Annotated in this window: 13 protein-coding genes; 9 read left to right on the top strand and 4 right to left on the bottom strand. The window is 73.2% G+C overall.

Annotated elements, in window-relative coordinates; translation table 11 throughout:
• The first annotated feature begins 4 nt into the window (after positions 1-4).
• The 5 genes from thrC to STTU_RS18025 all read left to right on the top strand — a co-directional run bounded on the left by thrC (position 5) and on the right by STTU_RS18025 (position 5,981).
• Positions 5-1,300 (top strand): threonine synthase, encoded by a 1,296-nt coding sequence (gene thrC, locus STTU_RS18005; RefSeq protein ID WP_007825436.1) that lies wholly within the window; start codon positions 5-7, stop codon positions 1,298-1,300.
• A gap of 53 nt (positions 1,301-1,353) precedes the next feature.
• Entirely contained in the window at positions 1,354-1,632 is a 279-nt protein-coding gene (locus tag STTU_RS18010; protein ID WP_007825438.1) for a MoaD/ThiS family protein, read from the top strand.
• 599 nt (positions 1,633-2,231) lie between these two features.
• Positions 2,232-2,435, top strand: coding sequence for a cold-shock protein (locus STTU_RS18015; protein ID WP_008747198.1), 204 nt, complete (start codon positions 2,232-2,234; stop codon positions 2,433-2,435).
• Between the two features lie 501 nt (positions 2,436-2,936).
• The gene (gene groL, locus STTU_RS18020; protein WP_007825444.1) at positions 2,937-4,559 is read left to right on the top strand and encodes a chaperonin GroEL; all 1,623 of its coding nucleotides are present in this window, start codon (positions 2,937-2,939) and stop codon (positions 4,557-4,559) included.
• A 621-nt stretch (positions 4,560-5,180) separates the two neighbouring features.
• Positions 5,181-5,981 (top strand): helix-turn-helix transcriptional regulator, encoded by an 801-nt coding sequence (locus tag STTU_RS18025; protein WP_007825448.1) that lies wholly within the window; start codon positions 5,181-5,183, stop codon positions 5,979-5,981.
• 164 nt (positions 5,982-6,145) lie between these two features.
• Here STTU_RS18025 and STTU_RS18030 read toward each other — a convergent pair whose 3' ends face one another.
• The 3 genes from STTU_RS18030 to STTU_RS18040 all read right to left on the bottom strand — a co-directional run bounded on the left by STTU_RS18030 (position 6,146) and on the right by STTU_RS18040 (position 8,808).
• Positions 6,146-6,988, bottom strand: a complete 843-nt coding sequence (locus STTU_RS18030; RefSeq protein ID WP_007825449.1) for a helix-turn-helix transcriptional regulator — start codon at positions 6,986-6,988, stop codon at positions 6,146-6,148.
• 414 nt (positions 6,989-7,402) lie between these two features.
• Positions 7,403-8,218, bottom strand: a complete 816-nt coding sequence (locus STTU_RS18035) for an SDR family NAD(P)-dependent oxidoreductase (protein ID WP_007825458.1) — start codon at positions 8,216-8,218, stop codon at positions 7,403-7,405.
• Between the two features lie 341 nt (positions 8,219-8,559).
• Entirely contained in the window at positions 8,560-8,808 is a 249-nt protein-coding gene (locus STTU_RS18040) for a hypothetical protein (RefSeq protein ID WP_010278256.1), read from the bottom strand.
• A 613-nt stretch (positions 8,809-9,421) separates the two neighbouring features.
• Between STTU_RS18040 and STTU_RS18050 the strand changes: the two genes are divergently transcribed.
• The 4 genes from STTU_RS18050 to STTU_RS18065 all read left to right on the top strand — a co-directional run bounded on the left by STTU_RS18050 (position 9,422) and on the right by STTU_RS18065 (position 12,345).
• Positions 9,422-9,913, top strand: a complete 492-nt coding sequence (locus STTU_RS18050; RefSeq protein WP_007825460.1) for a GNAT family N-acetyltransferase — start codon at positions 9,422-9,424, stop codon at positions 9,911-9,913.
• A gap of 186 nt (positions 9,914-10,099) precedes the next feature.
• Entirely contained in the window at positions 10,100-10,555 is a 456-nt protein-coding gene (locus STTU_RS18055; RefSeq protein WP_007825462.1) for a GNAT family N-acetyltransferase, read from the top strand.
• A 331-nt stretch (positions 10,556-10,886) separates the two neighbouring features.
• Positions 10,887-11,138 carry a hypothetical protein gene (locus STTU_RS18060; protein WP_007825463.1) on the top strand — a complete coding sequence of 84 codons (252 nt, stop codon included), beginning with the start codon at positions 10,887-10,889 and terminating at the stop codon, positions 11,136-11,138.
• 460 nt (positions 11,139-11,598) lie between these two features.
• Complete coding sequence (locus STTU_RS18065; protein WP_007825464.1) at positions 11,599-12,345, top strand: dienelactone hydrolase family protein; 747 nt, start codon at positions 11,599-11,601, stop codon at positions 12,343-12,345.
• A gap of 68 nt (positions 12,346-12,413) precedes the next feature.
• On the opposite strand, the gene STTU_RS18070 is transcribed toward STTU_RS18065, so the two are convergent.
• Positions 12,414-13,856 carry a glutamine synthetase family protein gene (locus tag STTU_RS18070; RefSeq protein WP_234019262.1) on the bottom strand — a complete coding sequence of 481 codons (1,443 nt, stop codon included), beginning with the start codon at positions 13,854-13,856 and terminating at the stop codon, positions 12,414-12,416.
• Positions 13,857-13,981: the final 125 nt, after the last annotated feature.

The following is a 13,981-nucleotide window of genomic DNA, read 5'->3' on the forward strand; positions in this document are numbered from 1 at the left end:
CCCCATGGCTGTGCAAGCCGCCGAAATCCCGCAGAACACCACCTCCGCCGTCGACCTCGGCCCCGCTGTCGCGCTCTCGTGCCGCGAGTGCGGCGAGCGCTTCCCGCTCGGCCCGGTCTTCGCCTGCGAGAGCTGCTTCGGACCCCTCGAGGTCGCCTACGAGCTGCCCTCCGGCGACGTCGAGGAACTGCGCCGCACGATCGAGGCCGGCCCCAAGAACATCTGGCGTTACGCACCGTTGCTGCCCGTGCCCGCGGACGTGGCGAGCCACCCCAACACCAACCCCGGACTCACGCAACTCGTGAAGGCGGACCGGCTCGCCAAGGAACTCGGCGTCACCGGCGGCCTCTACGTCAAGGACGACTCCGGGAACCCGACGCACTCCTTCAAGGACCGCGTCGTCGCGATCGCCGTCGAGGCCGCGCGCGCCTTCGGCTTCACGACGCTGTCCTGCTCCTCCACGGGCAACCTCGCGGGCGCCGTCGGCGCCGCCGCGGCCCGCGCCGGCTTCCGCTCCTGCGTCTTCATCCCGCACGACCTGGAGCAGGGCAAGGTCGTCATGGCCGCGGTCTACGGCGGCGACCTCGTCGGCATCGAGGGCACGTACGACGACGTGAACCGCTTCTGCTCCGAGCTGATCGGCGACCCGCTCGGCGAGGGCTGGGGCTTCGTCAACGTCAACCTGCGCTCGTACTACGGCGAGGGCTCGAAGACGCTCGCGTACGAGATCTGCGAGCAGCTCGGCTGGGAGATCCCCGACCAGATCGTCATCCCGGTCGCCTCCGGCTCGCAGCTCACGAAGATCGACAAGGGCCTCAAGGAACTGATCAGGCTCGGTCTCGTCGCGGACAAGCCGTACAAGATCTTCGGCGCGCAGGCCGAGGGCTGTTCGCCGGTCTCGACCGCCTACAAGGCCGGGCACGACGTCGTGCGCCCGCAGAAGCCGAAGACGATCGCGAAGTCCCTCGCGATCGGCAACCCGGCGGACGGCCCCTACGTGCTCGACATCGCCCGGCGTACGGGCGGCGCCGTCGAGGACGTGGACGACGAGCAGGTCGTGGACGCGATCAAGCTCCTGGCGCGCACCGAGGGCATCTTCGCGGAGACGGCGGGCGGCGTCACGGTCGGTGTGACGCGCAAGCTCATCGAGAACGGGCAGCTCGACCCCGCCCTCACCACCGTGGTCCTCAACACCGGCGACGGCCTCAAGACCCTGGACGCGGTCGCCCCGACCACCGGGCCCACCGCGACCATCCGCCCCGACCTGGACGCCTTCCGCGCCGCCGGTCTCGCGGGCTGAGCCCCGTCCCCCTCGCACTCTCCTCTCCCGCGCTGCCCGAGAAAGGCCACGCCATGAGCGTTTCCGTTCGTATCCCGACCATCCTGCGCACCTACACCGGCGGCCAGGCGGAGGTCCCCGCCGAGGGCGCCACCGTCGCCGAGGTCATCGCCGACCTGGAGCGCCACCACACCGGCATCTCCGCCCGCGTCCTCGACGACGACGGCAAGCTCCGCCGCTTCGTGAACCTCTACGTCAACGACGACGACATCCGCTTCGAGCAGGGCCTCGACACGGCCACCCCCGACGGCACGGGGATCTCGATCATCCCGGCGGTCGCCGGCGGCTGCTGAGCCGCTGCGCGGGGGCGGTCCCGGGGCCGTACGCACGCCTGCGGGGGCGGCCTCGGGCTGTACGCGCCCCCGCGCATGGGGCGGGTCCCCGAGTCGTACGCGCCCCCCGCAAGGGGGTGGTCGCGGCCGTACGCGCCCCCCGCGCCTGGCGGTCCTCTAACCGCCCGCACCTCTCGTCTCACCCCTGCCCCCTCCGCACCACAAGCGGAGGGGGCAATTCCATGGGATTCGCAGGAGTAGAGTCGGGGTATTGCTCCGCCCCTTTCTTCACGGCGGCTCCAGGAAACCCCGAGCGCCGCATGCGCACCTGTCGGAATCCTGGGAATCAATTCCGCTTTCCGCGCCGCCCATTTGCGGCTTTGCGTTCCTTTTGCCAGGCCCGACGTGTCCCGACCTTCCGTGAATTCTCCGGCCATGTCGGGATGCGATCCGGGCCGATTTCTCGTCCGACTGACCTGTTGCGGACGGCAGTTGGGCAGATACATTCAGCGGCGGTCGACGCGTTCCGGCGCACGCCCCCAAGGTCCCGCGGGGGTGAGGTCTGACCCGGGTGCGCGAAGTGCGTTCCTGTGCAAGGGCCAGTAATAGGGGAGTTAGGCATGGCTCAGGGCACCGTCAAGTGGTTCAACGCGGAGAAGGGCTACGGCTTCATCGCGGTCGACGGTGGTGCGGATGTATTCGTCCACTACAGCGCGATCCAGATGGACGGTTACCGCACCCTGGAGGAGGGTCAGCGGGTCGAGTTCGAGATCTCGCAGGGCCAGAAGGGCCCGCAGGCGGACATGGTCCGCGCTGCCGCCTGAACAGCGCTCCGACCGGTACGGGGCCGCACGGCCGCGTACGGCACGACATGACGAGCACGGGCGAGGGCCCGCACCCGGAGACGGGGGCGGGCCCTCGTCGCGCGTGCGGGCGGGGGCGGGGTCCGCGTCGCGCGTGCTGCCAGGGGCCGGGGCGGGTCCGCGTCGTGCCTGCTCGCGCGGGTGGGCGGGGTCTCGTCCCCCGTCCCGCGGTTCGCCGGGGCGGTGGGTGGCGTCCGTCGCCGCCACGCCCGCGCGCGTACACGCCCGGGTGGCATGGGACGGGTCCGGGTCGGGTAGGGCGCACTCAAGTGGCTTGCACTCGATGGGGCAGAGTGCTAATCATTAGCGTTAGCACTCTGATGGTGAGAGTGACAGAGAGACCGGGTCGGTGAGGCCCGGAGGCCCCGCCGTGGCAAGGAATTCGGCGCGGGTCCCAGGCCGTCCGTCGCGGGCGCCACACGGTCCCTCAGCCCACCCCGTGTCCTGGGAGGACCACTTCACATGGCCAAGATCATCGCGTTCGACGAGGAGGCGCGGCGCGGCCTTGAGCGCGGTATGAACCAGCTCGCCGACGCCGTCAAGGTGACCCTCGGCCCCAAGGGCCGCAACGTCGTCCTGGAGAAGAAGTGGGGCGCCCCCACGATCACCAACGATGGTGTCTCCATCGCCAAGGAGATCGAGCTCGAGGACCCGTACGAGAAGATCGGCGCCGAGCTGGTCAAGGAGGTCGCGAAGAAGACGGACGACGTCGCCGGTGACGGCACGACGACCGCGACCGTCCTGGCCCAGGCCCTGGTCCGCGAGGGCCTGCGCAACGTGGCCGCCGGCGCCAACCCGATGGCCCTGAAGCGCGGCATCGAGCAGGCCGTCGAGGCCGTCTCCGGCGCGCTCCTGGAGCAGGCCAAGGACGTGGAGACCAAGGAGCAGATCGCCTCCACCGCCTCCATCTCCGCCGCCGACACCCAGATCGGCGAGCTCATCGCCGAGGCCATGGACAAGGTGGGCAAGGAAGGCGTCATCACCGTCGAGGAGTCCCAGACCTTCGGTCTGGAGCTGGAGCTCACCGAGGGTATGCGCTTCGACAAGGGCTACATCTCGGCGTACTTCGCCACCGACATGGAGCGCATGGAGTCGTCGCTCGACGACCCGTACATCCTCATCGCCAACTCCAAGATCAGCAACGTGAAGGACCTCCTTCCGCTGCTGGAGAAGGTCATGCAGTCCGGCAAGCCGCTGCTGATCATCGCCGAGGACGTCGAGGGCGAGGCGCTCTCCACCCTGGTCGTCAACAAGATCCGCGGCACCTTCAAGTCCGTCGCGGTCAAGGCCCCCGGCTTCGGTGACCGCCGCAAGGCCATGCTCGGCGACATCGCCATCCTCACCGGTGGCCAGGTCATCTCCGAGGAGGTCGGCCTCAAGCTGGAGAACGCCGGCATCGAGCTGCTCGGCCGCGCCCGCAAGGTCGTCATCACCAAGGACGAGACGACCATCGTGGACGGCGCCGGCGACAGCGAGCAGGTCGCGGGCCGCGTCAACCAGATCCGCGCCGAGATCGAGAACAGCGACTCGGACTACGACCGCGAGAAGCTTCAGGAGCGCCTGGCGAAGCTCGCCGGTGGCGTCGCCGTCATCAAGGCCGGTGCCGCGACCGAGGTCGAGCTCAAGGAGCGCAAGCACCGCATCGAGGACGCCGTGCGCAACGCCAAGGCGGCCGTCGAGGAGGGCATCGTCGCCGGTGGTGGCGTGGCCCTGCTCCAGGCTTCCGCGGTCTTCGACAAGCTGGAGCTCGAGGGTGACGAGGCGACCGGCGCCGCCGCCGTCCGTACCGCCCTGGAGGCCCCGCTCAAGCAGATCGCCGTCAACGCCGGCCTCGAAGGCGGCGTCGTGGTGGAGAAGGTCCGCAACCTTGAGGTCGGCTACGGCCTCAACGCCGCGACCGGCGAGTACGTGAACATGATCGCCGAGGGCATCCTCGACCCGGCCAAGGTCACGCGCTCCGCCCTCCAGAACGCGGCCTCCATCGCCGCGCTCTTCCTCACCACCGAGGCCGTCATCGCCGACAAGCCGGAGAAGGCCGCCCCGGCCGCCCCGGGCGGCATGCCGGGCGGTGACATGGACTTCTGATCCGGCCACCGGCCCCAGGGCCGGACTGGATGAGGGTTCCCCGGGGCCCGTACGTCTGCGGACGTGCGGGCCCCGGCCGCGTGCGGGGGCTTCGCCTGCGGGGGCTTGGGGCGTAGCTGTTCGGCGATCGTGTCCGTCCGGCGGGGGCCCGTGACCCTTCGGCGCCGGGGCTCGTGCCCGTTCGTCGGGGGATGGGCCTGTACCCGTTCGGTCTCGGGGGGCGTACCGGATCGGTCTCGGGGGCTCGTAGCCGTTAGGTCTCGCGGGGCTCGTACCCGTCCGGTTGGGGCGGGCCCGTATCCGTCCGGCGTCGGGCGGCCCGTACCCGTACACGAAGAAGCGGCACCTCCCGGTCCAGGAGGTGCCGCTTCTTCGTGTGGCCGACCGTCCGCGTTCCCCCAGGGGCGGCGGCTGTGCCGGGCGCGGCCCGCGTCGCTTCCCCCGAATCCGGCGCGGGCGGGCAGCCCGGTACCACCGCCCCGTTCCGGACGGTCGTCACCGGGACAGGATGCCGTGGACGAGCGCGGCAGGGTATGAGTACTTGTACTCACAGACGCGGCCGTGGCCGGCAGGGCGCCGCCCGGACGCACGGACCGCACACCTCACGGAGGGGACGGGACGATGGACGGAGCCGACGCGGACCCGGTCGCGCTCGCCCGGCTGCTCGAACTCGCCGTCGCGGCACTCCACGAGACCCGCCCCGAACAGCTGTGGTCCCTCGCCTTCACCGAACTGCTCGACGCGCTCGACGCCGACCTCGCCGTCCGCAAGGCCGAGGAGTGGAGCCCCGGCGAGGGCACCGTCCGGCTCTGGACCCCCGAGGGTCCCGCCCACCACCTCCTCGGCCCCGAACAGCTCGACGTGATCCGCACCGGCTACCCCTTCGTCGACCACTACGTCGCGGGCCACCCCCTCGAACCCCTCACCGCGCGCGCCACCGCCGGAGCCCACGCCTGGCGCCACGCCGCCCCCGCCGGACAACTGCGCGACGCGCTCGGCTCCACCGACATCCTCGGCCTGCCGCTGCCGCGCCCGGAGAAGGGCGCCATCCACGGCTGCCTCCTGCACCGCACGGGCCGCCGCCCCTTCACCCCCGCCCACCTCGCCTACGCCCGCCGCGCCCAGCCCGTCATCGCCGCCGTCGAGGCACACGCCGCCCACCTGCGCGCCTGGCGCACAACCCCCGGCGGCCCGGAGGCGGCGACGGTACGGGAGGAACGCGCCGCCGCACTCGGCCTCACCCCGCGCGAGATCACCGTCCTCGCCCTGCTCGCCGAGGCCCGTACCGCGAGCGCCATCGCACAGCGCCTCGGCATCTCACCCCGCACCGTCCACCGCCACCTCGCCCACCTCTACCGCAAGTTCGGGACGAGGGACCGGCTCGCGACGGTGCTGCGGGCGCGGGAGACGGGCGTGCTGTGAGCTGCCTGCGGGGCGGGGCGGGGCGGGCCGTGCGGGGGCGGGGCGCGTGGGGCGCTTGGCCGGGGAGCTTTCGCGCGGGGGCGGCTGGGCCGGGAGCGGTTCGCGCGGGAGGGGTTCGCCCGGGAGGGGCTGGGTGGGGAGCGGTTGGCTCCCGTGTCGCCGGGTCAGGCTCCCGGGGCGCGGGCCGGGAGGGAGTTGAGGAGCTGGAGCTTCTCGTGGCTGCCGGTGCCGGGGGTCGCGGTGTAGACGAGGAGCGACTGCCACTGGGCGGGATCGATGAGCACCTGGCAGTACAGATCGAGCACCCCGAGATCCGGATGCCGCACCCGCTTCGTCTCGGTCTGCGGCAGACCGACCTCGTGCGCCGCCCACAGCGCGGCGAACTCCTCGCTGCGCGCGAGCAGCGCCTCCGCGATCTCCTCGGCGCGCCCGCCCTTCCCCTCCCGCGCGTACGCGGCGCGCAACTCGGAGGCGAAGAACCGGCCGCGCAGCGTGTGGTCCTCCGCCGGGTAGAGCGGACGCACCGTCCCGGGCGCGGCGAACCAGCGGTACGTGATGCTGCGCTCCAGACCGGTGAAAAGGGTCTGGTCCCCGAGCAGCGCCGTCGCCGCGTGGGTCTGCTTGAGCGTCTCGCCGACCCCCGAGAGGACCTGTGCCGGGGTGTCCTCCAGGCGGTCGAGGATGCGCATGAGCCCCGGCGTGATGTGGTCCGTACGGCTTGTGCGGGCGGGCGCGTTGTGACCGGCGAGGAGGAAGAGGTGGTCGCGCTCGGCGAGGGTGAGGCGCAGCCCGCGCGCCATCGCGGCGAGCATCTGCTCCGAGGGCTGCGGGCCGCGCTCCTGCTCGATGCGCGTGTAGTAGTCGGCGGACATCTCGCACAGCGCCGCCACCTCCTCACGCCGCAACCCCCCGGTACGGCGGCGCGGACCGCGCGGCAGCCCGACGTCCTCGGGTTGCAGCGCGGCCCGTCGGGTGCGCAGGAAGTCGGCGAGCTGAGCCCGGTCCACGGCGGTCCTCCTCAGGGGGCGTCTTTGGCGGTCGTGATGTCGATGATGCCGGGCGGGTGGGGGTGCTTGCGGCGGGGTGGGGGTGGGGTGTCGCCCCCGGGGGCTCCGGCGGGGGTGCCCGGTGGGGGTGCCCCGGCGGGGTGGGGTGGCGCTTCGGGGGGTTCCGGTGGGGGTGCCGCCCCCCGGGGCTCCGGTGGGGGTGCCCCGGCGGGGTGAAGGGACGGCCCGGTGGGGTGGAGTGCCGCCCTGGTGGGGTGCTCCGGTGGTAGGCCGCTCCGGTGGGGTGCCGCTCAGGCGGGGTGAGGGGACGCCTCGGCGGGACGGGGTGCTGTCGCGGTGAAGCGGGGTGGCGTGGGGGAGGCGGGGGTGCCGCCGGGGTGGGGCGTGGGGTTCACGGCCGCGTGCCGACCGGGGTCACAGCAGCATGCCGCCGCTCGCCTCGATGCGCTGCCCGGTGATCCAGCGGGTGCCGTCGGCGAGCAGCGAGGCGACGGCCGCGCCGATGTCGACCGGGTCGCCGACGTGGCCCATCGCGATGACGTTCGCAAGGCCCTCCCGTACCTGCTCGCTGTCCCGCAGGTAGCCGCCGCCGAAGTCGGTCGCGGTCGCGCCGGGGGCGATCGCGTTCACCGCGATGCTGCGCGGGCCGAGCTCCTTGGCGAGGTAGCGCGTGAAGACCTCCACGGCACCCTTCATCGAGGCGTACGGCGCGGCGTCCGACTGCGTGAAACGGGTCAGCCCGGTCGAGACGTTGAGCACCCGCCCGTTGTCGGCGAGCAGCGGCAGGAGTGCCTGGGTGAGCAGGTACGGGCCCTTGAAGTGGACCTCGTACATGCTGTCGAGCTGCGCCTCGGTGGTCTCGGCGACGGTCGCCATCGCGGCGGAACCGGCGTTGTTGAGGAGGTGGTCGAAGGTGTCCCGCCCCCAGTGCTCGCCGAGCGCGGCCCGCACCTCCGCGGCGAAGGCCGGGAACGCGCCGAACTCGGTCGTGTCGAGCCGGAAGGCCACAGCGGTACGCCCCAGCCCGCGCACCTCGCCGAGCACGGCCTCGATCTCCTCGGCGTGCGAGCGGTAGGTGAGGAGGAGGTCCTGCCCGGCCGCGGCGAGGTGCAGCGCGGCCTCCTTGCCGAGCCCCCGGTTGGCGCCGGTGACGAGGGTGATCTTGGGAGTCGGGGCGCCGGGGGCGGTGGAGGCGCTGGCGGCGTCGTGGGTGGTGTGGTTGTCGGTCATGGGGTGCTCCGTAGACGTTCGCGTGGGCTTTCGCTTACGTCATCGAGAGTGCCCCGTGGGGCGAGGGGGATGAAGGCCGCACTTGTCCGGGGACCGGGAGTCCCCCCTTGCGGGGGGTGGGGGAGCGGCGGCGCGGTCTGTGGGGGGGCGCGTGAGGGGGTGGGGTGGGTGTGGGTGGAGCTGGGGTGGGGGCGCGGTGGTGGGGACTGCGGTGGTGGGTCGCACGGAGGACGGGCGGGGGCGCGCGTGCGGGGTGTGGGTGGGGTTGCGGTGGCGGGTGCTGCCCTGGTGGGGCGTCGGGGGGGCGTGGGGTGCGCGCGGGGGATGTGCGCGTAGGCGTGTCAGGGGCGGCGCTGTGCGCGGAGGTAGAGGCCGCCCAGGACGAGGGTCGGCACGGCGAAGCCGAGGGCGAGATTGGCCTGCCGGTGATGGTCCGCGTTGCACGCGCTCGCGGTGGGCCCACCGGACTCCCCGGTCCCCAGCACGCTCCCGCAACCGCTCCCGCCCACCGGCCACATGAGGAGCGCGAGAACGACGAGGACCCCGAGCGCCGCGAGGCCGCCGTAAAGACGGGGGGCGGTGATACGCATACGGAAGACGCTACGGCACCGGGGAGCCCACTGGAAGAGGGAACGGAGGGGTGGGGTCCGGATGGGGTGGGTGGGGGTGCATGGGGGTGCATGGGGGTGTGGGGGTGGGGCCTTGGGCTTGGGAGTTGTCCCGGTTGTCCCCCCGGGGATCGGCGGCGGGCGGGCGGGCGGGCGGGTGGGGGGCGAGGCGTCGGCTGGGGGGTGGGGGCGGGGAGCGAGGGCTGCTTGGGGTGGGGATGTGGCGCGAGTGGGGAGGTAGCTGGGCGAGGCGCGGTGAGGTGAGGCGGGGCGAGGCAGGGCGGGGGTGAGGCGAGGGGGGTGAGGCAGGGCAAGGCGGGACGGCGGCGGGCGTGGTCGGGCCTGTGCTGCTGTGCCGGGGCACACCCCCACCCACCCGGGGGGCGACCCCGATACCAGTCTTTCGCAAGTCGCCACCCCCCAGCCGCCCTCAGCCCACATCTGTGGATAAAGTCCGCGACCCCAAAAAAGCGCTCACTCTTCCGAGTGAGAGGAATTCGCTGTCCACAGGCCGGATGTGCCGCCTGCCGCAACCCGTGATCAGGTGCCCGTAATTCAGGTGCCGCCACCCCGGCACCGCCGCTACGGTCGCGGCATGCCTCGACTGGAGCGGTTGACCGTCGCGCACGCGTCGGCGGTGCTGGAGTTCGAGCGGGCCGAGCGGGAGTGGTTCGCGCGGTGGGTGCCGGACCGGGGCGACGCGTACTTCACCGCCGAGGGCTTCGCCGCGCGGCACGCCGCGCTCCTCGCCGAACAGGACGCGGGCGCCTGCCGCTTCCACGTTCTGCTCGACGACGACGCCCGCACCGTGCTCGGCCGCTTCAACCTCATGGACATCGTCACGGGCGAGGACGGCGAACTGGGCTACCGGCTCGCGCGCGGGGCAACCGGGCGCGGACTGGCCACCGCCGCCGTGCGGGAGTTGTGCGCCCTCGCCGGCGCATCGCTCGGCCTGTCCCGCGTATGGGCGGACACGGACGTCCGCAACACCGCGTCCCGCGCCGTCCTCGCGCGCGCGGGCTTCGGCCCCGGCGTGCCCGTCGACCGGGAGGGGAAACCGGCGCTGCGGCACGTCCGCGTGCTGTGACGCGCCGGTACGGGCCCGGCGACCAGCGCCGTACGGCTCGTGCCGTCCTGCGGCCTCACGCCCCCTGCGGCCTCACGCCCCCTGCGGCCTCACGCCCTGCCGCCTCACGCCCTGCGGCGCGGCCGGCCCGTGAGGACCACCACAATCCGTGCTGCGCCGCAGGTCAGACGGCTAGGCTCGCCGGACATGGACATAGCAGTCGACGACCTGGCCGGTCCCGCCATCGCCGCCTTCCTGGAAGCACACGTCTCCCAGCTTCGCGCCCTCTCCCCGCCCGAGAGCACCCACGCACTCGACCTCGACGGACTGCGCGTACCGGAAGTGACCTTCTGGACCGCGCGCGAGAGCGGCGAGATCGTCGGCTGCTGCGCCGTCAAGCGCATCGCCCCCGGACACGGCGAACTCAAGTCCATGCGCACCGACCCCACCCGCACCCGCTCCGGCGTCGCCTCCGCACTGCTGCGGCACGCCCTCGACGAGTCGCGGCGCGCCGGGCTGGACCGCGTCAGCCTGGAGACCGGAGCGGACGACTTCTTCCTCCCGGCCCGCACGCTCTACGCCAAGTTCGGCTTCCGCCCCTGCCCGCCCTTCGGCACCTACCGCGAGGACCCGCTCAGCGTCTTCCTCACCCGCACGCTCTGAACCGCACGCCCCTGTCGCACACATCCCGCGCCCCCCGGCGCGGCAGGCTAACCGGTCTCCCCGCGACGCGCCGGGGAATCTCCCGAAGCCGCGCCGAAATGGTGAATCGCCCGGTGGCGCCGTGGCGGCACGCCCGGCCGGGGTGATGAACTCCTGCACAGCCTCGCCTCCGCGGGGAGCCTCCCGCTCCTGGGAGCCCCGCCGTCCGGCCGCCCACCACTCCGGGTGGCCGGACGGCGGGCAGGCGGATCGGCAGGAGGGAGCGCGTCGGCGGCAGCGCGCCGCGCGGGGGTGTGGCAGTACGAGTGACGACGAACGGGAGCGTGGACGAATGACCGAGCAGGGCACGCGGGAACTGACCGGTATGTACGAGGCCCAGGACCACCTGGAACGCCTCCGCGCCGCCCTCATCGCCGCCGGCATCAAGCTGCCGTCGCTCCGTCTCGACCTCCCCTCCTGCTCCGGAGAGGCACAGACCCCTCTCCTCGACCTCGGTCGCGTCAACCTCGACACCGCCCGCGCGCTCACCGCCCTCGCCGAGCGCGCCGCCCACTCCGCACCCGCCGACACGAAAAGCCCCTGACGGAGGCCCCTGACGGAGGCCCCCGACGGAGACCCCGGACCTGAGAGCCCGGCGCGAAACCGCCCGCCGACGCGAACGCCCGCCGACACCGAGGCCGCCGCCTCCCCGGACCGCAGACCGCCGTCCCCCCCCAGGACGGCAGACGGCCGCCCCTCAGGACCGCAGACCGCCGAGACCACTGACCGCCGCCAACGGCAGTCCAGAGTCGCGCGCCGCCGGGCCGGGCCCGGTCGGCCCGCACCCGTTGCGCTCGGGCGGCAGCCGCCACGTCCCCGTTGCGCTCGGGCGGCAGCCGCCCCGTACTTCGTGAGCCATCCCTCCCCTCAAACGCCACCGACACCGGGAGCCCTCCTCCGCTTCGTCTCCCCGGACGTCGTAGCGTCAGTGAGTACGGCACGCAGCCGTCATCACGTCAGCAGCCCCGGCGCGGGCACGGTCCGCGGCGGGGGGAGGAGTGTCCATGCCCGCGTCCGAACCGTCCCCTTCCGCCACTCCGGCCCCGCGCCCGGCCGGTGAGCCGCAGCAGAACGTCAGCTTCCCGAGCGCGGGAGGCACCGCCCACGGCTACCTGGCTCTGCCGCCCGCCGGGCGCGGCCCCGCGGTGCTCGTCATCCAGGAGTGGTGGGGGCTCACCGAGCACATCGCCGACGTGACGCGCCGTCTCGCCGCCGAGGGCTTCACCGCCCTCGCCCCGGACCTCTACGGCGGTGCCGTCGCCCACGACGCCGCCGAAGCCGGCCGGATGATGGGCGCCCTGCCCGTGGACCGCGGCGTGGAACTGCTCTCCGGGGCGGTGGACTACCTGCTCGGCCTTCCCGAGGTCACCTCCTCCTCCGTGGGCGCGGTCGGTTTCTGCATGGGCGGCGGCTTCGTCCTGCAACTGGTGGCGACCGACCCCCGCGTCAGCGCCGCCGTTCCCTTCTACGGCGTGATCCAGGGCGAACTCCCGGACTTCACCGGGACGCGCGCCGAGGTTCTCGGGCACTACGGCGAGCAGGACGGCTCCGTCCCGCCCGACTCCCTCGACGCGCTGCGCGCCGCGCTGGAGAAGCAGGCCGGGATCACCCCCGATCTCCGGCTCTACCCGGCGGGTCACGCCTTCTTCAACGACCGTCGCGAGACGTACCACGCCGAGGCTGCCGCCCAGGCCTGGGAGTCGACCCTCGGCTTCCTGCACAGTCGCCTGGAGCAGACTCCCGGACGCTGAGCCACCGGGGGGCGAAGGGGCCACCGGCGGGCGAAGGGCCATCGGCGGCCGTCCTCGGCGCGGGGGTGTCAGTAGGCGCGGCGCGTGGCGTTGGCGAGGGCCTGTGGGCTGTACCCCGCGAAGAGGGCCGCCTCGGCCTCCCGTACTTCCACGATCGCTTCGAAGAGCGGGTCGCCGAGCGCCGCGCGCAGCACCTCCGACTGCTGGAACCTGGCCACGGCTTCCGTCAGGCTGCTCGGCAGCCGGGCCGGCCTCTGCTCCTCTCCCAGGTCCGCCGGGTCCCCGGCCGTGGCCGCCGGGAGCCGTTCGCCGCGCTCCAGGCCGCCGAGACCCGCGGCGAGCACCGCACCCGCGACGAGGTACGGGCTCGCCGCCGCGTCGAGGCACTTGACCTCGGCGTTCGCCGTCTCGGCCCGGCCCGGCGCACCGGGGATCAGGCGCAGCGCCGCCTCCCTGTTCTCCGGTCCCCAGCACTGGAAGGCGCCCGTCCAGCGCGAGGGGGCGAGGCGCAGATAGCTCGCGGGGCTGGGTGCGCCGATGGCGAGCAGGGCCGGAAGCTCCCCGAGAATGCCCGCGAGGAACGACTCGGCCTCCGGGCGCAGCCCGCTCGGGCCTTCGCCGCCGCCGCACAGATTGACCCCGTCGCGCCACAGACTCAGGTGCAGGTGCCGGCCGTTGCCCACCTGGCCGGCGAGGACGCTGGGCCCGAAGTTGGTCTCCCAGCCGTACCGGACGGTGACGGCGCGGATGGTCTCCTGGACGAGGACCACGAGGTCGGCCGCGCGGACGGGGGCGGCCGGGGCCACGGACAGTTCGAACTGGCCGGGTGAGTACTCCGGATGGATCTGGAGTACCTCGACCCCCTGCCGTTCCAGCGCGACGAGGATGTCCCGCAGGTAGTCGCCGTGCGGTGCCAGGCGTGTCATGCCGTACGCGCCGCCGGGCGCGGGCGGGCGTGGCTCCGCCTCCGCGTCGGCGGAACCCCCGGACCCCGTCTCGCCGGCGGGGAGGGTGACGATCCACTCGGTCTCGAAACCCATGAGCGGCGAGAGCCCCGCCGCCTCCGCGCGGGTGGTGACCCGGCGCAGGAAGGACCGGTGGCAGGCCGCCGCGGGGGCGCCGGACTGCTCGTACCTGTCCCCTGGCGCCCAGGCCCAGCCGGGCTGGCCCGCGAGGACCGTGAGCCCGCTCAGGTCGGGCACGACGCGGAGGTCGCCTTCTGGGCCGCCGATGTACGTACTGCTCGTGAAGGAGTCGTCGACGAGGGCCACGTCGAAGACCGGCGAGAGGCCGACCCCGTCCTGTCCCGCTCGGGCCAGGCGCGCCGCCGGCACCGCCTTGACGCGCGTGATCCCGGCGGTGTCCACCGTCGTGATCGCGACCCCGGCCACCTCTGGTGGCAGCGCGGGCACCTGCCCGGTCCCCTGCGCCGCGGGGAAGGCATGGGTGGGGGCACCGGGGGCGGGCGGTGCCGCGGGCGCGATCCGGGGCTGGGGGGACTGGGTGTGCATGACGAGGCTTCTCCTCCTGTCACGGGGCGGTGCCGTCGTACCGGAACCACCGCCGTGACAGGAAGGTACCCCTCAACTACTCTGTGTGAAAACTTTCACGGGAAAGTGTGACCATCCCACTGTGT

Origin of the sequence: Streptomyces sp. Tu6071 (assembly GCF_000213055.1) — a bacterium.
Classification (GTDB): Bacteria; Actinomycetota; Actinomycetes; order Streptomycetales; family Streptomycetaceae; genus Streptomyces; species Streptomyces evansiae.

Bases quoted from the DNA above. Each gene is read 5' to 3' on its own strand.
- thrC (WP_007825436.1), top strand. From the start codon at position 5: ATGGCTGTGCAAGCCGCCGAAATCCCGCAGAACACCACCTCCGCCGTC.
- STTU_RS18010 (WP_007825438.1), top strand. From the start codon at position 1,354: ATGAGCGTTTCCGTTCGTATCCCGACCATCCTGCGCACCTACACCGGC.
- STTU_RS18015 (WP_008747198.1), top strand. From the start codon at position 2,232: ATGGCTCAGGGCACCGTCAAGTGGTTCAACGCGGAGAAGGGCTACGGC.
- groL (WP_007825444.1), top strand. From the start codon at position 2,937: ATGGCCAAGATCATCGCGTTCGACGAGGAGGCGCGGCGCGGCCTTGAG.
- STTU_RS18025 (WP_007825448.1), top strand. From the start codon at position 5,181: ATGGACGGAGCCGACGCGGACCCGGTCGCGCTCGCCCGGCTGCTCGAA.
- STTU_RS18035 (WP_007825458.1), bottom strand. From the start codon at position 8,218: ATGACCGACAACCACACCACCCACGACGCCGCCAGCGCCTCCACCGCC.
- STTU_RS18040 (WP_010278256.1), bottom strand. From the start codon at position 8,808: ATGCGTATCACCGCCCCCCGTCTTTACGGCGGCCTCGCGGCGCTCGGG.
- STTU_RS18050 (WP_007825460.1), top strand. From the start codon at position 9,422: ATGCCTCGACTGGAGCGGTTGACCGTCGCGCACGCGTCGGCGGTGCTG.
- STTU_RS18055 (WP_007825462.1), top strand. From the start codon at position 10,100: ATGGACATAGCAGTCGACGACCTGGCCGGTCCCGCCATCGCCGCCTTC.
- STTU_RS18060 (WP_007825463.1), top strand. From the start codon at position 10,887: ATGACCGAGCAGGGCACGCGGGAACTGACCGGTATGTACGAGGCCCAG.
- STTU_RS18065 (WP_007825464.1), top strand. From the start codon at position 11,599: ATGCCCGCGTCCGAACCGTCCCCTTCCGCCACTCCGGCCCCGCGCCCG.
- STTU_RS18070 (WP_234019262.1), bottom strand. From the start codon at position 13,856: ATGCACACCCAGTCCCCCCAGCCCCGGATCGCGCCCGCGGCACCGCCC.